Annotated in this window: 22 protein-coding genes and 1 riboswitch; of the genes, 1 reads left to right on the plus strand and 21 read right to left on the minus strand. The window is 41.8% G+C overall.

All coding sequences use genetic code 11. The features are described from left to right. Window positions 1-28: 28 nt before the first annotated feature. From sufB to AC0VYH_RS17795, 7 genes are all read right to left on the minus strand, one after another. A complete protein-coding gene (gene sufB, locus AC0VYH_RS17765; RefSeq protein WP_194218983.1) occupies window positions 29-1,426 on the minus strand; it encodes a Fe-S cluster assembly protein SufB in 1,398 nt (465 codons plus the stop codon). Between the two features lie 101 nt (window positions 1,427-1,527). Continuing rightward, window positions 1,528-1,971 carry a Fe-S cluster assembly sulfur transfer protein SufU gene (gene sufU / locus AC0VYH_RS17770; protein WP_430246986.1) on the minus strand — a complete coding sequence of 148 codons (444 nt, stop codon included), beginning with the start codon at window positions 1,969-1,971 and terminating at the stop codon, window positions 1,528-1,530. After that, entirely contained in the window at window positions 1,961-3,181 is a 1,221-nt protein-coding gene (locus AC0VYH_RS17775; RefSeq protein ID WP_430246989.1) for a cysteine desulfurase, read from the minus strand. Before AC0VYH_RS17775 ends, sufU begins: the two co-directional genes overlap by 11 nt. A 3-nt stretch (window positions 3,182-3,184) precedes the next feature. Next, complete coding sequence (sufD, locus tag AC0VYH_RS17780) at window positions 3,185-4,492, minus strand: Fe-S cluster assembly protein SufD (protein WP_430246985.1); 1,308 nt, start codon at window positions 4,490-4,492, stop codon at window positions 3,185-3,187. A gap of 18 nt (window positions 4,493-4,510) precedes the next feature. Next, window positions 4,511-5,296: a Fe-S cluster assembly ATPase SufC gene (gene sufC, locus AC0VYH_RS17785; protein ID WP_430246984.1), complete on the minus strand. Its 786-nt coding sequence runs from the start codon at window positions 5,294-5,296 to the stop codon at window positions 4,511-4,513. Window positions 5,297-5,641: 345 nt separating this feature from the next. After that, the gene (locus AC0VYH_RS17790; protein ID WP_475365733.1) at window positions 5,642-5,818 is read right to left on the minus strand and encodes a YuzK family famiily protein; all 177 of its coding nucleotides are present in this window, start codon (window positions 5,816-5,818) and stop codon (window positions 5,642-5,644) included. A 228-nt stretch (window positions 5,819-6,046) separates the two neighbouring features. Continuing rightward, window positions 6,047-6,349 (minus strand): carboxymuconolactone decarboxylase family protein, encoded by a 303-nt coding sequence (locus tag AC0VYH_RS17795; protein ID WP_194219604.1) that lies wholly within the window; start codon window positions 6,347-6,349, stop codon window positions 6,047-6,049. A 251-nt stretch (window positions 6,350-6,600) separates the two neighbouring features. On the opposite strand from AC0VYH_RS17795, the gene AC0VYH_RS17800 reads away from it, so the two are divergent. Next, window positions 6,601-7,551 (plus strand): L-lactate dehydrogenase, encoded by a 951-nt coding sequence (locus tag AC0VYH_RS17800; protein WP_430246983.1) that lies wholly within the window; start codon window positions 6,601-6,603, stop codon window positions 7,549-7,551. Between the two features lie 53 nt (window positions 7,552-7,604). Here the strand turns inward: AC0VYH_RS17800 and AC0VYH_RS17805 are convergent, their stop codons facing one another. The 14 genes from AC0VYH_RS17805 to metX form a co-directional block, all read right to left on the minus strand. Continuing rightward, window positions 7,605-8,444, minus strand: a complete 840-nt coding sequence (locus tag AC0VYH_RS17805; RefSeq protein ID WP_430246982.1) for a MetQ/NlpA family ABC transporter substrate-binding protein — start codon at window positions 8,442-8,444, stop codon at window positions 7,605-7,607. 23 nt (window positions 8,445-8,467) lie between these two features. Continuing rightward, window positions 8,468-9,136 (minus strand): methionine ABC transporter permease, encoded by a 669-nt coding sequence (locus AC0VYH_RS17810; RefSeq protein ID WP_430246981.1) that lies wholly within the window; start codon window positions 9,134-9,136, stop codon window positions 8,468-8,470. After that, the gene (locus AC0VYH_RS17815; RefSeq protein ID WP_475365734.1) at window positions 9,129-10,151 is read right to left on the minus strand and encodes a methionine ABC transporter ATP-binding protein; all 1,023 of its coding nucleotides are present in this window, start codon (window positions 10,149-10,151) and stop codon (window positions 9,129-9,131) included. Before AC0VYH_RS17815 ends, AC0VYH_RS17810 begins: the two co-directional genes overlap by 8 nt. A gap of 179 nt (window positions 10,152-10,330) precedes the next feature. After that, window positions 10,331-10,440: riboswitch (SAM riboswitch) on the minus strand. Between the two features lie 132 nt (window positions 10,441-10,572). Beyond that, window positions 10,573-11,583, minus strand: a complete 1,011-nt coding sequence (gene ilvA / locus AC0VYH_RS17820) for a threonine ammonia-lyase (RefSeq protein WP_475367899.1) — start codon at window positions 11,581-11,583, stop codon at window positions 10,573-10,575. Beyond that, a complete protein-coding gene (leuD, locus tag AC0VYH_RS17825; protein WP_194219601.1) occupies window positions 11,580-12,170 on the minus strand; it encodes a 3-isopropylmalate dehydratase small subunit in 591 nt (196 codons plus the stop codon). The genes ilvA and leuD overlap by 4 nt, the downstream gene beginning before the upstream one ends. A 15-nt stretch (window positions 12,171-12,185) precedes the next feature. Then, on the minus strand, window positions 12,186-13,592 hold the full coding sequence (leuC, locus tag AC0VYH_RS17830) for a 3-isopropylmalate dehydratase large subunit (RefSeq protein WP_475372847.1): 1,407 nt from the start codon (window positions 13,590-13,592) through the stop codon (window positions 12,186-12,188). Window positions 13,593-13,619: 27 nt separating this feature from the next. After that, the gene (leuB, locus tag AC0VYH_RS17835) at window positions 13,620-14,726 is read right to left on the minus strand and encodes a 3-isopropylmalate dehydrogenase (RefSeq protein ID WP_303535511.1); all 1,107 of its coding nucleotides are present in this window, start codon (window positions 14,724-14,726) and stop codon (window positions 13,620-13,622) included. Between the two features lie 16 nt (window positions 14,727-14,742). Next, window positions 14,743-16,284 carry a 2-isopropylmalate synthase gene (locus AC0VYH_RS17840; RefSeq protein WP_430246976.1) on the minus strand — a complete coding sequence of 514 codons (1,542 nt, stop codon included), beginning with the start codon at window positions 16,282-16,284 and terminating at the stop codon, window positions 14,743-14,745. Beyond that, complete coding sequence (ilvC, locus tag AC0VYH_RS17845) at window positions 16,271-17,296, minus strand: ketol-acid reductoisomerase (protein WP_475372848.1); 1,026 nt, start codon at window positions 17,294-17,296, stop codon at window positions 16,271-16,273. Before ilvC ends, AC0VYH_RS17840 begins: the two co-directional genes overlap by 14 nt. Window positions 17,297-17,329: 33 nt before the next feature. Further along, window positions 17,330-17,851, minus strand: a complete 522-nt coding sequence (gene ilvN / locus AC0VYH_RS17850; protein ID WP_194218971.1) for an acetolactate synthase small subunit — start codon at window positions 17,849-17,851, stop codon at window positions 17,330-17,332. Continuing rightward, the gene (ilvB, locus tag AC0VYH_RS17855; RefSeq protein ID WP_408962576.1) at window positions 17,848-19,569 is read right to left on the minus strand and encodes an acetolactate synthase large subunit; all 1,722 of its coding nucleotides are present in this window, start codon (window positions 19,567-19,569) and stop codon (window positions 17,848-17,850) included. Before ilvB ends, ilvN begins: the two co-directional genes overlap by 4 nt. A gap of 373 nt (window positions 19,570-19,942) precedes the next feature. Beyond that, window positions 19,943-20,848, minus strand: a complete 906-nt coding sequence (gene ilvE / locus AC0VYH_RS17860) for a branched-chain-amino-acid transaminase (RefSeq protein WP_430246974.1) — start codon at window positions 20,846-20,848, stop codon at window positions 19,943-19,945. An 870-nt stretch (window positions 20,849-21,718) separates the two neighbouring features. Then, a complete protein-coding gene (locus AC0VYH_RS17865) occupies window positions 21,719-23,017 on the minus strand; it encodes an O-acetylhomoserine aminocarboxypropyltransferase/cysteine synthase family protein (protein WP_430246973.1) in 1,299 nt (432 codons plus the stop codon). A gap of 1 nt (window position 23,018) precedes the next feature. After that, the gene (metX, locus tag AC0VYH_RS17870; RefSeq protein WP_430246972.1) at window positions 23,019-24,107 is read right to left on the minus strand and encodes a homoserine O-acetyltransferase MetX; all 1,089 of its coding nucleotides are present in this window, start codon (window positions 24,105-24,107) and stop codon (window positions 23,019-23,021) included. Between the last annotated feature and the right edge of the window lie 81 nt (window positions 24,108-24,188).

A 24,188-nucleotide genomic window follows, 5' to 3' on the forward strand; every position in this document is an offset into this window, starting at 1 on the left:
GAAGATCCGGTTCGTTTAAAATGGAAGCTTAACCGATTGAACCTTCCATCTCAAATTTAATGAGACGGTTCATTTCAACCGCATATTCCATAGGAAGTTCTTTCGTAAATGGCTCGATGAAGCCCATTACGATCATTTCAGTTGCTTCTTCTTCAGATACGCCACGGCTCATCAGATAGAAGAGCTGCTCTTCAGAAACCTTCGATACTTTCGCTTCGTGTTCAAGTGAAATGTTATCGTTTAGGATTTCATTGTAAGGAATTGTATCAGAAGTAGACTCGTTATCCATGATAAGCGTATCACACTCAACGTTTGAGCGAGCACCTTCCGCTTTACGGCCAAAGTGAACGATACCACGATATGTTACTTTACCGCCTTGTTTTGAAATAGATTTCGAAACAATTGTCGAAGAAGTGTTAGGTGCTAAATGAATCATCTTAGCGCCAGCATCCTGGTGCTGTCCTTTACCAGCAAGAGCGATGGAAAGCGTCATACCACGAGCGCCTTCACCCTTTAAGATAACAGCTGGATACTTCATTGTAAGTTTGGAACCAATGTTACCATCGATCCATTCCATCGTAGCATTTTCTTCCGCAACTGCACGCTTCGTAACAAGGTTAAACACGTTGTTAGCCCAGTTCTGAATCGTCGTATAACGGCAGTATGCATCCTTCTTAACAATGATCTCAACTACAGCACTGTGTAGAGAGTTAGTTGTATAAACCGGTGCAGTACAACCTTCAACGTAATGTACAGAAGAACCTTCATCAGCGATGATAAGCGTACGCTCGAACTGACCCATGTTCTCAGAGTTAATTCGGAAGTATGCTTGTAGAGGCGTATCGACTTTCACACCTTTAGGAACGTAGATGAATGAACCACCTGACCATACAGCAGAGTTAAGAGCTGAGAACTTGTTATCCGTTGGAGGAATTGTTTTCGCAAAATACTCTTTAAAAAGATCTTCGTTCTCTTTAAGTGCAGTATCTGTATCTTTAAACACAATCCCCATGTTCTCAAGGTCTTCTTGCATGTTATGGTAAACTACTTCAGATTCGTACTGTGCAGAAACACCCGCAAGGTATTTTTGCTCAGCTTCAGGGATACCTAATTTATCAAATGTCGCTTTGATTTCTTCTGGTACTTCATCCCATGATCTTTCAGACTTCTCGGAAGGCTTTACGTAGTACGTAATTTCATCAAAATCTAGATCAGCAAGGTTTCCGCCCCATTGAGGCATTGGCATGCTGTAGAAATGTTCAAGCGATTTCAAGCGGAAGTCAAGCATCCACTGTGGTTCATCCTTCATGCGAGAAATTTCTTTTACAATTTCAGGAGTTAATCCACGCTCTGAACGGAAGATCGAAACGTCTTTATCACTAAAACCATATTGGTATTCGCCAACTTCAGGCATTTTTTTAGCCATTTTATTTCCCTCCTTGACATTACACATGTCAGTGTTTGGCTGATGTTCTCTTTCCATCATTCTAGTATGAAAAAGAAGCGGTGACAACACCTGGAAGCGGGTTAAGCTTCATCCTGTTCCTTGAAACCCTTCTCCATTGCCTTCCAGGAGAGTGTTGCACATTTAATACGAGCAGGAAACTTCGAAACGCCTTGAAGTGCTTCAATGTCGCCTAGATCGAAATCTTCTTCTTCATATTCTTTCCCCTGCATCATATCAGAGAAAATACCGGATAGCTTCAAGGCCTGATCAACTTCAAGTCCTTTAACTGACTGTGTCATCATCGACGCTGATGCCAGGCTTATAGAGCAACCTTCTCCAATAAACTTCGCATCCGAAATCTTCCCATCATCTACTTTCAGCTGAAGCTGAATTGTATCTCCACATGTAGGGTTATTCATGTTTATTTTAAGGGCGCCTTCTTCAAGCTCCCCTTTATTTCTTGGATTTTTATAATGATCCATAATGACCTGTCGATACAACTGGTCTAGATTATTAAAAGACATTACCGAAAAACTCCTTTGCTTTTCGTAATCCGGCTACAAACGTATCCACGTCTTCTTCAGTATTGTATAAATAGAAGCTAGCACGCGCAGTAGCCGATACCTCTAGCCACTTCATTAGTGGCTGAGCACAATGGTGTCCAGCGCGGACAGCGATGCCTTCTGTGTCAAGTACGGTTGCCACATCATGTGGGTGAACGTCATCACTATTAAAAGTGACAACCCCAGCACGTTTTTCAGGTCCGTAAATGGATACGCCTTCGATAGTTGATAACTGCTGCATAGCATATTTAGCAAGATGAGTTTCATGCTGTTGGATGTTGTCCATGCCAATTTCATTTAAGAAATCAATCGCAGCTCCAAGACCAACCGCACCTGCAATGATTGGTGTGCCCCCTTCAAATTTCCAAGGGAGCTCTTTCCATGTCGAATCATACAGACCAACAAAATCGATCATTTCTCCACCGAATTCAAATGGCTCCATGTTTTCAAGGAGCTTTTTCTTCCCGTAGAGGACGCCTATCCCAGTAGGTCCGCACATTTTATGACCAGAAAATGCAAAGAAATCGCAGTCAAGATCCTGAACATCAATCTTCATATGAGGGGTGCTTTGAGCCCCATCAACAACCATAACAGCGCCATTTCGGTGCGCAATCGCGGCAATTTCTTTAATCGGGTTAATTGTCCCAAGCACATTCGAAACTTGCATAACAGAAACAATTTTTGTGTTTGCTGTTACCGTTTTCTCAACGTCTTCCAGCGCAATTGTTCCGTCTGGTTGAAGAGGAATATATTTTAGAGTGGCTCCAGTTGCTTTTACAACCTGTTGCCATGGAATAATGTTGCTGTGATGCTCCATCGGTGTGATGACAACTTCATCACCTTCTTGAAGATTTGCACGTCCATAGCTTGAAGCGACCATATTAAGGGCTGTGGTTGTTCCGCGAGTAAAGATCACTTCTTCTGTTGAAGAAGCATGAATAAATTCACGAACCTTTTCACGTGCGCCTTCATAGGCATCTGTCGCATGTGTTCCAAGCGTATGAACACCACGGTGAACGTTTGAGTTAATTTCCTTGTAGTAACGCTCTACTGCGTCAATTACTTGAGTAGGTTTCTGAGACGTTGCTGCACTATCAAGGTAAACAAGAGGTTTCCCATTTACCTCTTGATGTAAAATGGGAAACTGCTTGCGAATGTCCTGGACATTCATCATTTAATTAACTTTCCCTTCAGTTACCTCAACCGCACGTTTACGAACACCTTCGATCGGAAGTTCGTTAATAACTGGAGCGAGGAAACCGTGGATGATCAAACGTTCAGCCTCTTGACGGGAAATCCCGCGACTTTGCAAGTAATAAAGCTGAATTGGATCAACTTTACCAACAGATGCAGCGTGGCCTGCCATAACATCATCTTCGTCAATAAGAAGGATCGGATTTGCATCCCCACGCGCTTTCTCATTCATCATTAGAACGCGCTGTGTTTGCTCACCGTTTGATTTCTTAGCACCGTGTTCAATCTTCGTAACACCGTTAAAGATGGCGCTAGCACTATCTTTTTGGACACCGTGCACAAGAAGAACACCCTCAGAGTTTTGACCGTGATGGAAAATCTGATTAGTGAAGTTCTGACTCTGGCTTCCACGACCGATTGTTACAGTCTTAGAATCAGCATAAGAACCATCACCAATAAGGTGCGTTGTATTTGTAGAAACCGTGTTTCCATCGTTCATTTGAGCAAGAGCCCAATCAACTTTACCGTCTCGTGCCACATTTGCACGGCGATTTACGTAAGTAGTGACACCTTTTGCAAGGTTATCAACAGAACCAAACGTAACGCGAGCATTCTGTCCTACATGAACTTCAGCAATAATGTTCGCAACGGATTCAACATCGTGACCATAAGATAAGAAGTTCTCAACATATGTCACAGAGCTATTATCCTCTGCTACGATAATCACGTGGTTGAATATCCCAGCTTCAGGGTCTTCTTGCCAATTTAGTGCTTGGATTGGCACTTCAACTTCTACATTGCGAGGTACATATAAGAAAGTACCGCTATTAAGAAGTGCTGCATGAACGGCAGTTAAACGGTTCTCATCAACCTTCATAACGTCTTTCATGAAATACTTCTCAACTAGATCACCATGATTTTGAAGAGCTGTTTGAATATCTGTGAAAATCACACCTTGTTCTTTCAGCTCATTCGATAGCTGATTGAAAACAGGTGTAGAGTTACGGTGCACAAGAAGATTTCCTGACTGTTGATCTTTAGCAACAAGATCGCGCACATCTTCAGGAAGATCATCAAGTGATGAAATCGCTTCTCCAGCTACATCGTGTTTAAATGAAGTGAAATTCCACTTATCGATTTTTGTTTTATCAGGTCTTGGCATTGGAAGACTTTCTGACTTCTCTAAAGCCTTTAAACGAAGAGAGGCCATCCATTGCGGCTCCTGACGTTTTTCTGAATAAGATTTAATGTATTCTTGATCGAATGCAATTTTCGTATCCACTGACATTGTCATCCTCCTTACTGCTTACGCTTCTTGACCAACTGTTTCGTCTTTAATTCCAAGTTCTTCTTTAATCCACTCATAACCTTCTTCTTCAAGACGCTGTGCTAGTTCCGCACCGCCTGATTTCACAATGCGACCTTGCATCATAACGTGTACTTTATCAGGAGTAATGTAGTTCAATAGACGCTGATAGTGAGTAATGATCAAGCAACCGAAGCTCTCATTGCGCATAGCATTAACACCTTTAGAAACAACTTTAAGCGCATCGATATCTAGACCGGAGTCAATTTCATCCAGAACAGCGATTTTTGGTTCAAGCATCATAAGCTGAAGAATTTCGTTACGTTTCTTTTCACCACCAGAGAAACCTTCGTTAAGGTAACGCTGTGCAAATTCTTCACCCATATCAAGTTCAGCCATTTTACCGTCTAGCTTTTTGATGAATTTCATTAGAGAAATTTCATCGCCTTCTTCACGACGAGCATTAATTGCAGAACGAAGGAAATCAGCGTTTGTTACGCCACTTACTTCACTTGGATATTGCATTGCAAGGAAGAGTCCAGCTTTTGCACGCTCATCAACTTCCATTTCAAGTACATCTTCATTATCAAGGAAGACACTGCCTTCAGTGATTTCGTATTTCGGATGGCCCATAATTGCTGAAGCAAGGGTAGATTTCCCTGTACCGTTCGGCCCCATTACTGCGTGAATTTCTCCACCATTTATTTCAAGGTTCAATCCTTTGATAATCTCTTTTCCCTCAATGGAAACATGAAGATTCTCAATCTTTAGAGTTGATGCTGCCATTTGTGAATACCTCCAATAACGTTTATACTATTCCTTCCTTATTGTAGTACCTATAAGGTGTATGTCAAGGAATGTGTGCTGAGTCATTCTCAATCTATTTTCATTCTTATTTTATAACAAATCCAAACTAATATCAAGGAACGCAAGACTCATACTTTCTAGCGTTAGCCAAGGTATAGCTTGCTATTCAAATTGAGAATGAATCGTTTATATTTTCGTTGCATACCTTTCTAAGCCTACCATTTAATCACCAGAGCTACAACGAAATACACGTGATTATCTTCATACAAAAAAACCAGTCGTAAGACTGGTTTTTCGTATATCATAGTTATTTTGGATGCTGATTCATCTAGATAGTTTACGGTCGAATTCACTAACCATTTTGAGACTCCGACGGTGATCCAGCTCACGCTCTCGCTCGACTTGCATTCGCTTGTTGAAATTACGACTATACTCCGCATAGCCAACTCCGTGAGACTGGTACATCGCCTTTTCCATTTCAGGTGTGTGGTTTAACCGCATGGGGCTAATAATGAATCAATCCTTTCAATATCGTTTTACTTACAAAAATTACTTTACCACGTTACATTAGTAGCTACAAACAGCATTTTAAGGGCTGAGGGGGGTTCCGGAGTGGTGAAAGAAGTTCTGAATAGTTAAAAAACATCCATTCTTACTTTTCCTCCCATATCCACCCTATTTCAGTCCTTCGACACAATACACTATTTAAATAGTAGAAACACGAATTCATTAATGCTTCGGTTGGTTCAAATCTTTCATACATTCCTGTACGAGAGTAACGGCCTGGCTCATCGCTGCGCCACCACCAAATGCAGCTGTCACTCCTACCGTTTCAAGTATTTCTTGTTCAGAACATCCTTGATCAAGACAACCTTTCGTATGGTAGATAATGCAATATTCATCTTGTGAAAAAATAGATATACCGAGCGCAATCATTTGTTTCTCCTTTTGACTCACTTCCCCATCTTTAAAACACGCTTCAGTAAATGCCGAATACTTCTTGGCTAACTGCGGCATCTTCTCTGTAAACATTCCTAATCCTTCTTTATAATCATGTAGCGCCGCTTCTGCAAAGTTGTTAAATTCCTGTTCCTGTTTCAAGACACAGGCCTCCTTTATTCAATATCATCCGTACTAGTATGAGAATTGGGTAACAAAGCTATCCATCATTTTCTTTAAATTGTTTTTGGATGAGTGCGTTTACATGTGATGTATGTCACACTAATAAGTAAACGGATACGTTATGATGCTTATGAAGACAATATCTACTAGCAGAGGTGAAGATGATGTATGAAGGAAAAACAACGCGCGTAGCATTAATTGGCACTGGATTTGTAGGGACAAGCTATGCCTTCTCGTTATTGAATCAAGAACTAGTAAACGAACTTGTACTAATCGACGTAAATAAAGAAAAAGCCGAAGGGGAAGCAAGAGACTTAAATCACGGCCTTCCTTTTGGCGCTCCAATGAAAATTTGGGCTGGCGACTATCCCGATTGCAAAGGCGCAGATATTGTCGTGATCGCAGCGGGCGCAAATCAGGCACCAGGTGAAACACGCTTAGACCTTATTGATAAAAACACTGCGATCTTTAAAACAATCGTTTCAAGCGTTATGGAAAGTGGATTTGATGGTATTTTTATCGTTGCAACGAATCCTGTAGATGTGCTTACTTATGCGACTTGGAAGTTCTCAGGCTTGCCTAAAGAACGGGTTATCGGCTCAGGTACGATTCTCGATACGGCTCGATTCCGTTATTTACTGAGCGACTATTTTAATGTAGATTCTAGAAATGTACATGGCTATATTCTCGGGGAACATGGTGATACTGAACTTCCTGTCTGGAGTCATGCTACAATCGGTAGTCGACCAATCATGTCTCTTATTAAAGATAAACCAGAGGCTAAAGAAGATCTTGATGCGCTTTTCGTCAATGTTCGCGATGCGGCTTATCATATCATTAATCGTAAGGGAGCAACATACTACGGTATCGCAATGGGCCTCGTACGGTTAACAAGAGCAATTATTCGAAATGAAAACTCTATTCTTACCATCTCTACGTTACTTGAAGGCGAATATGGTTTAGATGATTTGTATATTGGCGTACCCGCGATTGTAAATAACAACGGCATTCGTGAAATTATTGAACTTGACCTTGATCAAACCGAGCTAGACCAATTGCACCATTCTGCAAAAACGTTAAAAGAAGCGATGAAGCCAGTTTTCCAACATTAAAATAATTAAAAAAAGGTCCTCCGTCGTTTTGGCGGAGAACCTTTTTTTCTTTCTTATTCGTCTACTGGTACAACAGCGCCATCGTATTCTTCTTCAATAAAACTCTGAATTTCATCAGAATGAAGAACTTCTACTAACGCCTTGATCGCTTCATTGTCTTCGTCACCTTTGTTTACTGTAATCACATTCACATATGGTGAGTCTGAATCTTCAAGTGCGATGGCATCTTCTTGAGGATTAAGCCCTGCATCAATCGCATAGTTTGTATTGATCATCACTGCATCACCTTCACCTTGCTGGTAAATCTGCGGAAGCAGTGAAGCCTCAACATCTGTTTTGAAATCAATATTCTTAGGGTTTTCAGCAATATCTTCAACCGTTGCATCTGAAGCCTTTACGCCTTCTTTTAATGTGATAAGACCCTGTGCTTCAAGTAATGAGAGCATACGTCCATGGTCAGAAACAGAGTTACTCATTATGATCTGAGCACCATCAGGAAGCTCATCTAAGCTCTTGTAATCCTGTGAGTAAACACCGATTGGCTCGATATGAATGCCTCCAGCATTCACGAAGTCATAATTATCGTTTTCTTCCATTTGCAAGTCCATATAAGGAATTGTTTGGAAATAGTTTGCATCTAATTCACCATTTGCAAGCGTCTTATTAGGTAGAATATAATCCTGGAATGTTTTAATTTCAAGCTCTATTCCTTTTTCCTCTAACATCGGCTTAGCTTCTTCAAGAATTTCAGCATGGGGGATGTTTGAGGCACCTACTACGATTTTCTTCGAATCTTCACCGTCACCAGAACCTTCGCTGCTTCCGCCATTATTCCCACACGCAGCAAGCACTGCAAGAGCAAGAACTACGATTAGCGATAAAAACTTTTTCATCATAATCTCTCCTTTTCTCCTCATTATCTTTTGTCTATTACTCGTGTTGCAATGTCTCCACAAACCTGAAGAATCGCAACAATTACTAATATCAATACTGTTGCAACAAGTGTCACATCAGGATTATTCCTTTGGAAACCTTCAAGATAAGCTAGGTTTCCGAGACCCCCTGCGCCTACAACACCAGCCATAGCGGTGTAGCTTACAAGAGCTATCGCCGTCACAGTAATCCCTGAAATAAGGGCTGGCATTGCTTCTGGTAGAAGCACTTTAAAAATAATCGAACCATTGGATGCTCCCATTGACTGAGAAGCTTCAATGACCCCTTTATCTACTTCACGTAAAGCAATTTCAACCATCCTCGCATAAAATGGCGCTGCTCCTGCAATAAGGGCTGGAAGGGCAGCATTAGCACCTAGCATCGTCCCTATAATGTAAACCGAAAGAGGGATCAGCAAGATAATCAAAATGATAAATGGTATGGAGCGAAATAAGTTCACGACTCCGGCAATAATACTATTCACAAATTTGTTTTCCCATATGTTCCCTCTACCTGTTAGAAACAACAATAAACCAAGGAGGATTCCGAGAATAAACGTTGCCAGAACCGAAATTGCCGTCATGTACGCTGTTTGTAGAGTGGCTTCCCACATAGATTCCCACCTGACGTTAGGAAATAACGATTCAGTCATTCGTAATCACCTCCGCTTTAACACCTTGGGCCTGCACATAATTCAAGGCCTTTTCTACCACAGCTGGTTCCCCTTTAAGGAACACAGAAAGTTTTCCATAAGGACCATCCTGTGTATGAGAAATCTTCCCTTGAATAATGTTGACTTCCACATCAAATTCACGAATCAACTCTGTCACAAGTGGTGAACCTGTTTTTCCTTTCACAAAGGTAAACTGAACAAGTTCTCCATCCTGACTCGTTGCCAGATGTGCAATCGATTCCTTCATTTCTTCAGGCTCGCTTAGCTGATTAACAAAGTCTTTCGTAATCTCTTCCTGTGGATGGTGGAAAACTTCAAGGACAGAACCATTCTCCACTACTCGTCCATTCTCCATAACGGCTACACGATGGCAAATTTTGCGTATGACGTGCATTTCATGCGTGATGAGGACAATCGTTAGGCCAAGTTTCTGATTAATTTCAGTCAGAAGTTCTAGAATGCTATCCGTCGTTTTAGGATCTAAAGCAGAAGTAGCTTCATCACAAAGCAAAACCTTTGGATTGTTAGCAAGTGCTCTCGCAATACCCACTCGCTGCTTTTGTCCACCACTTAGCTGTGAAGGATAAGCTCCTTCCCTACCTTCGAGTCCAACAAGGTTAATTAATTCATCAACACGCTTCATTCTCTTTTCTTTCGGAACACCTGATATTTCAAGAGGAAAGGCGATGTTATCACGTACCGTTCTTGACCAGAGAATATTAAAATGCTGGAAAATCATACCGATTTCCTGTCTTGCTGCACGAAGATCTTTCCCATTAAGAGAAGATAGATTATTACCAGCTACTGTGACTGTCCCATCAGTAGGTCTCTCAAGAAGGTTAAGCATTCGAATTAGCGTACTTTTCCCAGCACCACTGTAGCCAATAACACCAAATATTTCGCCTTTTTTGACTTCAAGGTTAACATCCTTAACGGCTTCCACCTTCCCGGATTTCGAAAAGAAGGTCTTATTAATGCCTTTAAGCTCAATCACATGTCTCACATCCTTTATGCATTTGCATGATCAGCTACCTGAAAAAGGACTTCAGTCCCATGCCTTTGTTCTTTATTTCTGTGCACTTAGAAGCCTAATTCGCTTATCACTTTGTATAGTAAAGTAAAAAAATGCCCTTCTGCTTTGAGCAGAAAGGCATTTGATAAATCGATGTCTTCCTCTCATTTCTCAAAGCAATCGCTTTGCAGGAATTGGCACCTTTTCAAACGAGTCGTTTGACGGTTGCCGGGCTTCATAGGGCCAGTCCCTCCACCTCTCTGAATAAGAGATATATAGTTGTTATTACTTTACTGTGGTTAAGTGCTAAATGAATTCTAGCATGGTACTTTATGAGTGTCAATTACTGAGCAAAAAGTCGGAATAATCTAAAATATATACTTTGAATCCCATTAGAAAACCATCAGCTTATTCGCCTGATGGTTTTCGCTCGTTGAGAAAGTTGTTTATAAAGGGATATTTTCGCAAGATCCGCATTCCCTCCACTAACAACAACACCAATTCTCTTACCTTCTAAACGATTTGACTTGCATAAGACAGCAGCTATCGATGCAGCACCCGCACCTTCTACAAGCGTTTTGTGTCTCTCAAGCATAAAGACAATCGCTGCAGCAATTTCTTCTTCTGACACGGTTAGCATATCATCAACAAGCTCTTCAATAATTGGAAAAGTTAATTTTCCAGCTTCTTTCACAGAAATACCGTCTGCAATCGATTTGACAGATTGAAGGACAAGAGGACCAGTACCTTTAAATCGATTCCATGTCGCAGATGCTTCAGAAGCCTGGACTCCGATGATTTTCACGTGAGGAAAGAACGACTTAATCGCCATCGCCATTCCAGCTAACAATCCTCCACCTCCAACAGGTACGAGAATCGTATCTAAGTCAGGACATTGTTGCATCATTTCGAGTGCAACCGTTCCCTGTCCTGCCATTACTTCAGGATCATCGAAAGCATGAACGAATGTGGCCCCTTTCTCAACACGCTCACGATCCGCTCCACTAAACGCTTCGTTATACGATTCTCCTTCAAGAACAACCTCTGCTCCATAAGATCGCGTCGCATCAATTTTGCTTGTCGGTGTATGGACGGGCATATAAATCTTAGCTTTAATTCCACGCTCTCTAGCAGAAAGCGCCACTCCCTGAGCATGGTTTCCAGCCGATGCAGCAACAATCCCTCGCGCTGCCTCAATATCCGTTAGCGACGCAACTTTGTTATAGGCACCTCGAAGTTTGAAGGAACCCGTTCGTTGAAGGTTTTCCATCTTCATGAAGACATCTTTATTTGTATAATCATTAAGCGTTGTCGACTGCTGAAGCGGGGTCCTGTGGACGGCTTCCAGCAAATTCTCCATTGCTTTTACGACATGAACGTTATATTTCTCCTGGTAATTCCCAACGTCATTCACTCTCCTACAAGTTGTTTTTCTTCATATAATTTAATTTTATCTTCGAGAGATAAAGTTCGAGATACTTCATCCCATCCATTTAACAGCATTTCTTTCCAATAAGGATCGATCTCGAACGACGCATTTAGTCCTTCTCCATCAATTACTTGCTGTTTACTTAGGTCTACGCTAAGTTCGTATCCATCCTTTGCTTTTTGAAAAAGCTCCGAGATCGTTTCTTGATCAAGAGCGATAGGAAGTATACCGTTTTTTACACAGTTGTTATAAAAGATATCAGCAAAGCTTGTCGCAATGACAATTCGAAAACCATAATCTAGAAGGGCCCATGGAGCATGTTCTCTTGATGAACCACACCCAAAGTTTTTACCCGACACTAGAATAGAAGCATGCTGGTATTGTTGTTCGTTCAAATTAAAATCTTCACGCGGTTGACCATCATCATCAAACCGCCAATTGTAAAAAAGAAACTGACCAAAGCCTTGCCGTTCAATTCTCTTTAAAAATTGCTTCGGAATAATTTGATCTGTATCTACGTTAACCTGCTCAAGGGGATAAACGATCCCTTTGTATTTATTAATCGGTTCCAGGACGTCTCACTCCTTTTACACTACAAGAGGTTTTATTTTTCTAGCGTCTGTAAATCGGCCTTCAATGGCAGCAGCTGCAGCCATAGCTGGGCTGACAAGATGTGTTCTAGCGCCATTCCCCTGACGCCCTTCAAAATTACGGTTAGATGTAGACGCGCAGCGCTCGCCTGGTGGAACAATGTCATCATTCATCGCAAGACACATGCTACATCCTGCTTCTCGCCACTCAAACCCAGCTTCTTTAAAGATCGTATCTAACCCTTCTGCTTCAGCTGCATCCTTCACTGATTTAGATCCAGGTACTACGAGAGCTGTCACACCTTCATGAACTTTTCGACCACGAACAATATCAGCAGCTGAGCGCAGATCACTTAATCGTGAATTCGTACACGATCCGATGAAAACATATTGAATATCTATATTCTGAATAGGTGTTCCCGGTTTAAGATCCATATAGGCAAGTGCTTGCTTAATTGCTTTTTGGTCACCTGGATCTGCATAATCCTCAGGGAAAGGAACGCGAGCATAAACAGAAGATCCCATTGAAGGATTCGTCCCCCATGTTACTTGTGGCTCGATTTCGTCAGCTCCAATTTCGAGCACTTCATCATACGTTGCCCCTGGATCAGATGCGAGCTCTTTCCACTCAACAACGGCTCGATCGAAATCTTCTGGAACATGTCTTTTTCCTTTTAAATAGGAAAAGGTCGTCTCATCTGGGCTAATAAGCCCTGCTTTTGCGCCAGCTTCAATCGACATGTTACAAACAGTCATACGTTCTTCCATTGTCATATTTCGAATCGCTTCGCCTGTGTACTCCACAACCGCGCCAGTACCTGCATTAACACCAAATTTAGCAATAACAGCAAGAATTAAATCTTTAGCGGTCACCCCAGAACCAAGGCGTCCGTTCACACGTATTTCAATTGTTTTGGGTCTTGATTGCCATAGCGTTTGAGTAGAAAGAACATGCTCTACTTCACTCGTTCCAATCCCAAAGGCAAGGGCACCAAACGCCCCATGTGTTGAGGTATGACTGTCACCACAAACGATCGTTTTTCCTGGCTGCGTTAAGCCTAGCTCAGGACCAATGACGTGAACAATCCCTTGATCTGGATGATTAATATCGGCGATTTCCACTCCAAATTCATGACAGTTCTCTTCAAGCTTCTCCATTTGAACTTTTGATACAGGGTCATTAATAATATGACGTGCAATGGTTGGAACGTTATGGTCCATAGTAGCAAAGGTTAAATCTGGTCTTCTTACACTTCTATTATTCATCCGCAGACCCTCAAATGCCTGCGGAGAAGTTACTTCATGAACAAGATGCAAGTCTATATATAGGAGATCCGGGCTACCTTCTTCTTCATGCACAACGTGTTTATCCCAAATCTTTTCAATAATCGTTTTCGGCTCCACACCCATCCTCCTCTTACCTGTTTGTCTTTAAGCGTATGCTTCCATGATGCCTGCTGTGGCATCCGCTTCTTCTAATTGATAAATCACTTTCTTGATCATAGCGTCTGTCCCAAGTGCTTTCGGCGAGCCATTTGCAAGATCATTCGTATAATATCCGGCATCAAGTACTTCTTTCACAGCCTTTTCGATTGACTCCGCTTCTTCATTCATATCGAATGAATACTTCAGCATCATTGCACTTGATAAAATCATCGCCAGTGGATTCGCAAGATTTTTCCCTGCGATGTCTGGCGCTGAACCGTGTACTGGTTCATACATTCCAAAACCGTCGCTACGAAGACTTGCGGAAGGCAACATTCCAAGTGATCCTGTGATCATCGAGGCTTCATCGCTCAAAATATCTCCAAATAGATTCTCCGTTACAATAACATCAAAGTGAGCCGGGTTTTGAACCAGTTTCATTGCTGCCGCATCGACAAGCATATGCTCCACTTCTACTTCAGGATAATTCTTCGCTTTTTCTTCAACGATTTCTCTCCACATTCGGCTTGATTCTAGAACGTTCGCTTTATCTACGCTCGTTAATTTCTTGTTTCGCTTACTTGCAGCTTCAAATCCCTGATCCACAATACGTTCGATTTCTTCTCTTGTGTAATGAAGCGTATCAACAACTTCTTTCCCATTTTGACGACGCTCACTCGGAGTACCGAAGTACAAACCACCCGTTAATTCGCGAACAATTAACATATCCACACCTTTAATCCGATCCGGTTTAAGTGGAGATGCATCTAATAGACTTTCAAATGCCGTCACAGGACGAAGGTTCGCAAACAAGCCTAGTTCTTTTCGAATACCAAGAAGACCTCGTTCAGGACGAAGATGGCCAGGAAGAGTTTCCCACTTAGGACCACCGACAGCACCTAGTAGAACAGCATCGCTTTCCCTACAGATGCGCAGTGTTTCATCTGGTAGTGGCGAGCCATCCTCATCAATAGCAGCCCCTCCAATTCTTCCCTGTTGAAATTCAAACGTATGGCCAAATCGATCTGCCACGGCATTTAGAACTTTCATCGTTCCTTCCATTACTTCTTTACCAATTCCATCACCGGGTAATACCGCAACTTTTCTCTTCATCCTTCTAACCTCCCTGTTAGACGTGCGCTTTTTTATTAACTTGATAGCTTTCACGAGCAAGAACGCGATTCACTGCATTCAAGTAAGCAATAGCGGAAGATTCAAGAACATCCTGCGCTGTGCCGCGACCATTCGACTCAACCCCGTTATACATGACTCGCACATGAACTTCAGCAAGAGCATCTCTTCCACCACCGACGGAATTAATTCGATAGTCCTGAAGCTGAAGTGTGCCAGGAATCATTGCTTCAAGCGTGTTATAGATCGCTTCTACACTACCCGATCCTGTTCCAGCTTGTTGAATCATGGTTCCATCAGGCTTCTCAATTGAAATAGTAGCCGTCGGAATGTTTGCAGTTCCATACTGTACTTGAATACTATGAATCTCATATTTATCAACAAATTCATCTGTTTGAATATCAGTTAACAATGCGAAAAGGTCATCTTCCGTAACCTGCTTCTTCTTATCAGCAAGATCTTTAAAGTCTGCAAATGCCTCATTAATCTTCGCTTCGTCAAGTTCAAAGCCTAAATCCTTCACTTTATCTCTGAAGGCGTGACGGCCAGAGTGTTTTCCAAGAACAAGACTATTCGACTGAACACCGATAAGCTGTGGACTAATAATTTCATAGGTTGTTTTTTCTTTTAATACTCCATCCTGGTGAATGCCTGATTCATGAGCAAAAGCATTCGCCCCAACAACTGCTTTATTACCAGGAACCGCCATGCCAGTAAGCTTGCTGACAAGGTTGCTTGTTCGTTTAATTTCATCAAGCTTCAATCCTGTTTCTGCTTGGTAGAAATCATTGCGAATTCGAAGCGCAACGGCAACTTCCTCAATTGCTGCGTTACCAGCGCGTTCTCCAATACCATTAATCGTTCCTTCTATTTGAGTCGCGCCACATTCAATCGCAGCTAGGGAATTCGCTACCGCCATCCCTAGGTCATTATGGCAATGGGCAGAAAGATCAACGCCCTCAATATTCGGAACATTGTTTCGCAAATAAGTGAACAGTTCTCCGTATTCCTGTGGACTTCTGTATCCAACTGTATCTGGAATATTAATGACAGATGCTCCTGCATCAATCACTTCTTTAATAATCTTTGCAAGAAAGGAGCGGTCGGAGCGGCAAGCATCTTCTGCTGACCACTGCACTTTCGGGAAAAATTTCTTGGCATACTTCACTGCTTCAACTGCTGTTTCAACTACTTCATCAGGCGTCTTCTTTAGCTTGTGAGTCATATGAATGGGAGACGTTGCAAGAAAAACATGAAGTCTTGGATCAGCGCCACCTTTTAAAGCATCCCATGCTGCATCAATGTCTTTCATATTCGCTCTCGCAAGACCAGTAACGGATACATCCCTTACAGTATCAGCAATGTTCTTCACACCCTGGAAGTCACCTTTGGAAGCAGCAGGAAAGCCTGCTTCCATAATGTCGACTCCAAGTCTCTCAAGCTGCTTCGCGATTTCCAGCTTCTCTAATGCATTCAGATTGACTCCGGCTGACTGTTCTCCGTCACGAAGCGTTGTATCGAATACATTAATCTTTCGCACTGGCAACCACTTCCTTCTTTGATTTTGGTTTCACGAATGGCATCATCGCACGAAGCTCTTTTCCTACTTGCTCGATTGGATGATTCTTCTCTTTCTCGTTGATCGCGTGGAATTCTGGACGATTTAGTTTATTTTCTAGGATCCAGCCCTTCGCAAATTTACCTGTTTGGATATCTTCAAGAATATCTTTCATACGCGCTTTTGTATCAGCATCAACAACACGTGGTCCAGATACGAAGTCCCCCCACTGAGCTGTGTCAGAGATCGAATAACGCATACCAGCAATACCATCTTCATACATCAAGTCAACAATAAGCTTTAGCTCGTGCAAACATTCGAAGTAAGCGACTTCTGGTTGATATCCCGCTTCCGTGAGCGTTTCAAATCCAGCTTTTACTAGTGAAGATAATCCGCCACATAGGACCGCCTGTTCACCAAAAAGATCTGTTTCAGTTTCTTCTTTGAAGGATGTTTCAAGTACCCCAGCACGAGCACCGCCGATTCCTTTTGCATAAGCTAGTGCAAGCTCTTTTGCGTTACCAGATACGTCCTGATAAACACCGAATAGTGCTGGAACCCCTGCACCATCTTCAAATGTTCTTCTTACAAGGTGTCCAGGTCCTTTTGGAGCAACAAGGAAAACATCCACATCTGATGGGGGTACAACTTGATTGAAGTGAACGTTAAACCCGTGAGCAAAGACTAGCGCATTTCCAGCACGAAGACCTGGTTCGATTTCCTCTTTGTACACTTCAGGCTGATACTCATCTGGAAGAAGAATCATGATAACATCTGCTTCATCACTTGCTTCCTTTACTGTTTTTACATCAAAACCATCTTCCTCTGCTTGATTCCATGAACGCCCTTTACGTAAGCCGACTGTTACATCAAAACCACTCTCGCGAAGATTTAGTGCATGCGCATGACCTTGAGATCCGTAACCAACTACTGCGATTTTCTTTCCTTTTAGCATTCCCTCGTTGATATCACCGTTATAGTATACTTTTGCCATTTTCATTCATCCCTTCATATTTAGGTTTATTAGTTAATTTAAAATGGAATACTGCTTCAAATCTGTTACTGACTTTTGACTTCCTCTTGGGAAAGCCGTTATACCTGTTCGAACCATTTCCTTAATGCCATATGGCCTAAGAAGGTCTAGAATCGCTTCAATTTTGTCGGAGTTACCCGTTACTTGTACGGTAATGCTCTCTCGACTGACATCGATGATAGAAGCCCTAAACGGCTCAATAATTCCTGAAATCTCACTTCTAATTTGGGCGTTACTTATCACCTTAATTAACGCTAATTCTCGGACAACGATAGCTTGATCCGTTATATCAGTTACTTTCAAAACATCAATCTGCTTATTGAGCTGTTTGATCAGCTGCTCAATCTTCGCATCACCGTCGACATTAACGACAAAGGTCATTTTGGATACCCCTTCTGTCTCGGTATGACCAACCGTTATGCTTTCAATGTTAAATTGCCGCTTGGTCATCAACCCCGTAATGCGGTTTAGAACACCACTTTGGTTAATCACTGTTGCAGTTACGATTCGTTTCATGGTTTCACCCCAATCATCTGATGAAGCCCTTTACCAGGTGCAATCATTGGATATACATTTTCCTTTCCAGCTACTCTACAGTCGATCAAAACTGGATCTCGGTGAGAAAAGGCTTCTTCAAAAACAACTTTTGCTTCTTCTTCATTGGTTACTTTAAAAGATTGGATACCGTAAGCTTCACCAAGCTTCACAAAATCTGGCTGTACAGGTATAAGGGATTGAGAATAGCGTTCTTCATAAAAAGCTTCCTGCCACTGCCTCACCATTCCAAGCGTCTGATTGTTCATGATGACTACTTTCACAGGAAGGTTTAACTCTTGCAGAGTCGATAGCTCCTGTAATGTCATCTGAAATCCCCCGTCTCCTGTAAGAGCCACAACCGTTTGTTCAGGGAATGCGAGCTGTGCTCCAATCGCGGAAGGGAAACCAAAGCCCATCGTGCCAAGTCCACCAGATGTTACCCATCGGTTGGCATCTGCAAATGCGTAGTACTGAGCCGCCCACATTTGATGTTGACCAACGTCCGTCGTAACAATAGCGTCTCCCTTCGTGTATTCATGCACGAGTTCAACTACTCGCTGTGGAAGAAATTCCGTTGAAGATGTTTTCTTCCAAAGTGGGAAATCTTCACTATTTTGAGTTAGCACCTTACGCCAATCCTCTGTATCTGGAACTGGTGAATCAATATCTAGAAGCTTCTTCAATGCCTCTCTTGCATCAGATACGATTGGAATCTGAGTAGGAACGTTTTTCCCAATTTCTGCAGGATCAACGTCGATGTGAGCAACCGTTGCATGAATGGCAAAATGGTCAAGGTTACCTGTTAATCGATCATCAAATCGTGCACCAATGCTAATTAACAAGTCACATTCATAAAGTGCCATATTCGCTGTGTACGTTCCGTGCATTCCTCCCATTCCAAGGAATAGAGGATGATTGCCAGGGTAGCTTCCTAAACCAAGTAATGTATTGATGACTGGAATGCGATGCTTCTCAGAAAAAGCGACGAGTTCTTTTCCTGCATTCGCGTGGAGAACACCAGCTCCAGCTAAAATCACCGGTTTCTTTGCTGCACCAACCGCATCCGCGAGCTTCTTGATCTGCAAAATGTTTGGCGAGAAAGTTGGCTGATAGCCGGGTAGATGAATAGTAGAATCATAGCCGGGTGAAATGGTTTTGTTCGCCACATCCTTAGGGATATCAACTAGAACTGGACCGGGACGTCCTGTTGTTGCAATATGGAACGCTTCTTTAATAATTCTTGGTAGATCCTGAACGTCACGCACCTGATAATTATGTTTTGTAATTGGTGCTGTAATTCCCATAATATCTGCTTCTTGAAAGGCATCTGTACCAATCACCGTACTTGCAACCTGCCCAGTGAAGATAACCAGTGGTAATGAATCCATCATGGCATCTGTAATCCCCGTTACGAGGTTTGTTGCTCCTGGACCTGATGTTGCAATAACTACACCAGGTTTCCCACTAACCCTCGCATATCCTTCAGCCGCATGAATGGAACCTTGTTCATGCTTTGAGAGAATGTGTTTAATTGGCGATCGATAAAGTGCATCATAGATCGGAAGAACTGCTCCTCCCGGATATCCGAAGAGAACTTCAACATTTTCTTTTTTTAAAGAGTCAATCAATACGTCTGCCCCGGTCATTTCCGCTGTTACCGCTTCGGCTTCTGGTTTAGCCTTCGCCCGCATATTCATACCCTCCAATGCTTTATTGTGTTGCACGCCTCCGTTCGATAACGGGTTTGCGTATTTCACTGTTTATTACTAATAAAAAAAAGCCTTCTCATCCCTACGCCGCTTTTTTTACGGTCCATAGGGGCGAAAAGACTTCACGGTACCACCCTACTTTGCGACAAAAAGATGCCGCCTCATGAGCAAACTGCTCGTTTTGATAACAAGTGTTTTTAGAACACTTGGCTGATCCTATGTTACTTGATTCAGATCAGCACTCGGAGGGGATGTCGATACAGGGGGTAATACCGGCTTCCACCACTACCGGCTCTCTGGTTAATACCAATTCCTGTTTCTTTTGCCTCGTCATCGATTATTGATATTTATTTTGTAAGAATTATCCTGCTTGAACGTCTCGTTTTGAAGGGTAAACACTGACACCATCGACAGTGACGATATCTCGAAATGCTCCAAGCAACTCGTTCGTCGTTTTACCCGGCTTTGCTTCACCAATTTCTCGACCATCTACTTTTACGACCGCAATAACTTCAGCAGCTGTTCCAGTTAGGAACACTTCATCTGCAACATAGACATCATGACGTGTGAAAGTTTCTTCTCTCATGTCATATCCCTTTTGTCTTGCTAATTCCATAATGGCATTTCGCGTAATTCCTTCTAATGCACCAACATATCCAGGCGGTGTTTTGATCACATTGCCTTTTACGATGAATATATTATCAGCTGATCCTTCAGCGACATATCCCTGATCATTTAACATTAGAGCTTCGCTGACACCAGCTAAATTCGCTTCGATTTTTACAAGAATGTTATTTAAATAGTTGAGCGATTTAACCTTCGGACTTAAGACATCCGATCGGTTTCTTCTACTTGCTACCGTTACAATATCAATTCCTGTTTCATATAATCGCTTAGGGAACAAGGCTAGTGATTCTGCAATAACGATCACTTGAGGTTCCTTACATGTGAAAGGATCAAGTCCCAGGTTCCCAACTCCGCGTGATACAACAATGCGGATATAGGCATCCTGAAGGTTGTTTTTCTTCAGCGTTTCCACAATAATGGCGGTCATTTCCTCCATAGTGTGCGTTATTTTAAGCATAATTGAATGAGCTGAATCATAAAGCCGTTGTAAATGATGTTCTAATCGAAAGACATTTCCGTCATACATGCGAATTCCTTCGAATACCCCATCGCCATAGAGAAAACCATGATCGTATACAGATACTTTGGCATCTTCTTTCTTCACAAATTCTCCGTTAAGGTAGATCCACTGTTCACTCACCTTGTTCACTCCTTTCTGTTTGTTAAGTAGACGCAGTAAAGCGTTAGTGTTTAATGATAGGACCAACGTAATCCGGGGTCCTAATTGTGTGTTTGAGTTATTTGAATACTTTGTTTAATTGAGGATTATATTACGCCGGTTTGGACTTAAGGTCAACACCTAAAATATAAGTTTTTTGATAATTTCGATATATCAATCTATTTGGAAACGCTTACAACGTTGGTATGCGTGAGATTTAATCACACGAAAAATTTTTAATTATAAATTCAATAAAACGCTTACAGTTTTAGTTGTTTTATGACAAGGAAATTTAAAAGAAAGATCTGGATCCATCTGTACCTTTTCTTGGCCAAGCCCTCTCCTGATCTTTAAACCATTCCCAAAAAATTTTAAATATATCTTATATACTTTACACCTGCCAACGCCATACGCAGTGCTATCTTCTGTGAGAATTCCTATACTGAGCTATAACTCATTCAAGTATAAACCTGGATTGTTCTAATTATTTTATCCAATTTGATACGAATTGAATGAAACAACAAACCTATCTCAATGAGTAGCATCATAGCGAAGCTCTCGTTTTTATGAAAAAGCATAGTAGAAAAAATCACGACTCGATTTACTTATTGAAAAAAAAAAAGATTAAACTAGTAACGACCAAACGGCTTAGTCCTCTTTCGTAATTGACCATTGCATCACCAAAAAGGTAAGCTTTCTTTCTGTATGTTTATTTACAGTTGTCATGTGTATATATGATGAGCTTTGAAGACTAGCCATCTTAGTCTCTCATTCAACATTAGACTTAATGAAGTAAAAAACTGCTAAACTAAAAAAAGCTCTCTTCAAATGGAAGAGAGCTTTAGTGCTGAATTATACGTTAGCTTCAACTTTTGCTTTTGCAATGGCCTGATCCAGGTCAGCAATTAAATCATCAATATGTTCAATTCCAACAGATAAACGAATGAGGTCATCTCGCACACCGGAAGCTGTTAGCTCTTCCGCACTTAGCTGCTGGTGGGTCGTGCTAGCAGGATGAATAATTAAACTTTTCGCGTCTCCCACGTTCGCTACATGAGACCAAAGTTCAACTGAATTAATGATTCCTGCTCCGGTTTCGCGTCCTCCCTTTATTCCGAATACGACGACAGCTCCAGCGCCTTTAGGTAGATACTTTGGCACCAATTGATTCGATACGTGATCCTCATCTTCAGGATAGCTCACCCACTCAACTGCCGGATGATCTTTTAAGTAAGAAACGATTTTTCGAGTATTTGCAATGTGCTCTTTCATACGAACATGGAGTGTTTCAACACCTAGGGCAATTTGAAAAGCGTTAAATGGACTAAGCGCAGCACCTGTATCTCTTAGGAGCTGGACCCTTGCTTTCACGATATACGCGGCTTCGGGTAGCGCTTCTGCGAATACTATGCCATGGTACGTGTGATCGGGTTCGGTGAAGCCCGGGAACTTAGGTGAATTCCAATCAAATTTACCACCATCGACAATAATCCCTCCCATTGTGGACCCGTTTCCGCCAAGCCATTTTGTGGCGGAATGAACGACGATATCTGCTCCATGCTCAATTGGTCTACAAAGATACGGAGTAGCAAATGTATTGTCTATAATAAGTGGGATTCCAGCTTCATGTGCAATATCTGCTACTTTTTCAATATCTAATACATGTAGACCCGGGTTGCCTATCGTTTCTGCAAAAATAGCTTTCGTATTTGGAGTAATGGCTGATTTAAATGATTCCAGATCTTCAGGATCAACAAAATTGGTCTTTATTCCGTATTTCGGAAGTGTAGCAGAAAAGAGGTTATACGTTCCACCGTATAAAGTCGAAGCAGATACAATTTCGTCTCCGCTATTGGCTACATTTAGAATGGCAGTTGTAATGGCAGCCATACCACTTGCAAGAGCTAGTGCTCCAACACCACCTTCTAGTTGAGCAATACGTTCTTCAAGTGTACCGACTGTAGGGTTGCCGATGCGCGAATAGATAAACCCTTCTTCCTTTAAGGCAAATAAATCGGCTGCGTGATCAGTATTATTAAATCGATAAGCATTCGATTGATAAATCGGTAGAGCCCTTGCGCCTGTAGCTGGATCAGCTTGTAAACCTCCATGAATTCCAATTGTCTCCAAATTATATTTTTTCTCTGCCATTTCACTTCACTCCTTCGATATTTTTAGTTAATGTTACTTGTTCCTTTATAAGCGGTCCCCATTTATCAAACTCAACGAGAAATCCATCATGACCAAATTTCGTGTTGATTAAATAAAACGGAGAAGAATGAGCTTGAGCAAACAATTTTTCTAAATCTTCTGGAGGATAGATTAAATCCCCTTTAAATCCAATAGCAAGAATGCTCGCTTTAATGTTCTTGATGATGGATATAAGATTACCTCGCCCTTTACTAATATCATGTGTGTCCATTGCCCTTAATAAATACAAATAGCTATTTGCATCAAATCGGCTTACAAGCTTATTTCCTTGATAGTGTAAATAAGATTCCACTTCGTACTGTGCTTCTTTATGATTTTCTTCTGAAGTTTCGATCGCCGCTCGACCGAATTTTTTTTGAAACATTTCATCTGTCCGATAAGAAATCATACCGATCATTCTTGCAGTTGCAAGCCCCGATGTTGGCTGGTGATGAGGATCGTAGTATCCATCCTTCCAATCAGGATCGTTTGTAATAGCAAATCTAGAAATCGCGTTATAAGCTATTCCATACGTATTTAAGCTTGGAGTTACTGCAAGTGGAATCAGATGCTCCATTCCATCTGGGTAAAGGGCACCCCATTCAAGAACCTGCATTCCTCCAAGTGATCCACCAATCACAGCATGAAGGTGATCGATACCTAACACTTCAAGTGCCTTTTTCTGTGAGTGCACCATATCTCTCACTGAAACAAATGGGAAGTCCGCTTTATACTGTTCTCTGGTGACTGGATTAATCGATAGCGGTCCTGTAGAACCGTTACATCCTCCAAGAACGTTAAACGTTATAACTTGAAATTCGGAAGTATCGATATAGCCATCCTTTCCTATTAATCCTTTCCACCAGCCGGGCTCCGAATCACCAATTGTATATTGATTTCCTGTTAATGCATGACAGACAAGAATAACGGGAGCGTCTTCTGGTCCAACGCGTTCATAAGCGAGTTCTACTTCATGTAGCGTCTCGCCCGACTCAAGTGTGAACGATCCAATCAATACGTTCTGAGCTTCGTATCTCGTCTCACTTTCCAAACCCCTATCACCCCTTTCGAGCAATCCGTCTTTATTCATTAAGGCTATAATAATGAGCCATAAATCTAGAACCAATGCTAT

It is taken from the genome of Anaerobacillus sp. QJM3NY_32, assembly GCF_056173645.1.

What these genes read in the sequence shown, in the direction of transcription:
- AC0VYH_RS17800 (WP_430246983.1), top strand. Translation starts at nt 6,601, where the DNA reads ATGATGTATGAAGGAAAAACAACGCGCGTAGCATTAATTGGCACTGGA.
- AC0VYH_RS17795 (WP_194219604.1), bottom strand. Translation starts at nt 6,349, where the DNA reads ATGTTTACAGAGAAGATGCCGCAGTTAGCCAAGAAGTATTCGGCATTT.
- AC0VYH_RS17865 (WP_430246973.1), bottom strand. Translation starts at nt 23,017, where the DNA reads ATGGCAGAGAAAAAATATAATTTGGAGACAATTGGAATTCATGGAGGT.
- leuB (WP_303535511.1), bottom strand. Translation starts at nt 14,726, where the DNA reads ATGAAGAGAAAAGTTGCGGTATTACCCGGTGATGGAATTGGTAAAGAA.
- sufU (WP_430246986.1), bottom strand. Translation starts at nt 1,971, where the DNA reads ATGTCTTTTAATAATCTAGACCAGTTGTATCGACAGGTCATTATGGAT.
- AC0VYH_RS17810 (WP_430246981.1), bottom strand. Translation starts at nt 9,136, where the DNA reads ATGACTGAATCGTTATTTCCTAACGTCAGGTGGGAATCTATGTGGGAA.
- AC0VYH_RS17775 (WP_430246989.1), bottom strand. Translation starts at nt 3,181, where the DNA reads ATGAATGTCCAGGACATTCGCAAGCAGTTTCCCATTTTACATCAAGAG.
- ilvC (WP_475372848.1), bottom strand. Translation starts at nt 17,296, where the DNA reads ATGGCAAAAGTATACTATAACGGTGATATCAACGAGGGAATGCTAAAA.
- sufB (WP_194218983.1), bottom strand. Translation starts at nt 1,426, where the DNA reads ATGGCTAAAAAAATGCCTGAAGTTGGCGAATACCAATATGGTTTTAGT.
- ilvB (WP_408962576.1), bottom strand. Translation starts at nt 19,569, where the DNA reads ATGAATATGCGGGCGAAGGCTAAACCAGAAGCCGAAGCGGTAACAGCG.
- AC0VYH_RS17790 (WP_475365733.1), bottom strand. Translation starts at nt 5,818, where the DNA reads ATGCGGTTAAACCACACACCTGAAATGGAAAAGGCGATGTACCAGTCT.
- sufC (WP_430246984.1), bottom strand. Translation starts at nt 5,296, where the DNA reads ATGGCAGCATCAACTCTAAAGATTGAGAATCTTCATGTTTCCATTGAG.
- AC0VYH_RS17805 (WP_430246982.1), bottom strand. Translation starts at nt 8,444, where the DNA reads ATGAAAAAGTTTTTATCGCTAATCGTAGTTCTTGCTCTTGCAGTGCTT.
- sufD (WP_430246985.1), bottom strand. Translation starts at nt 4,492, where the DNA reads ATGTCAGTGGATACGAAAATTGCATTCGATCAAGAATACATTAAATCT.
- ilvN (WP_194218971.1), bottom strand. Translation starts at nt 17,851, where the DNA reads ATGAAACGAATCGTAACTGCAACAGTGATTAACCAAAGTGGTGTTCTA.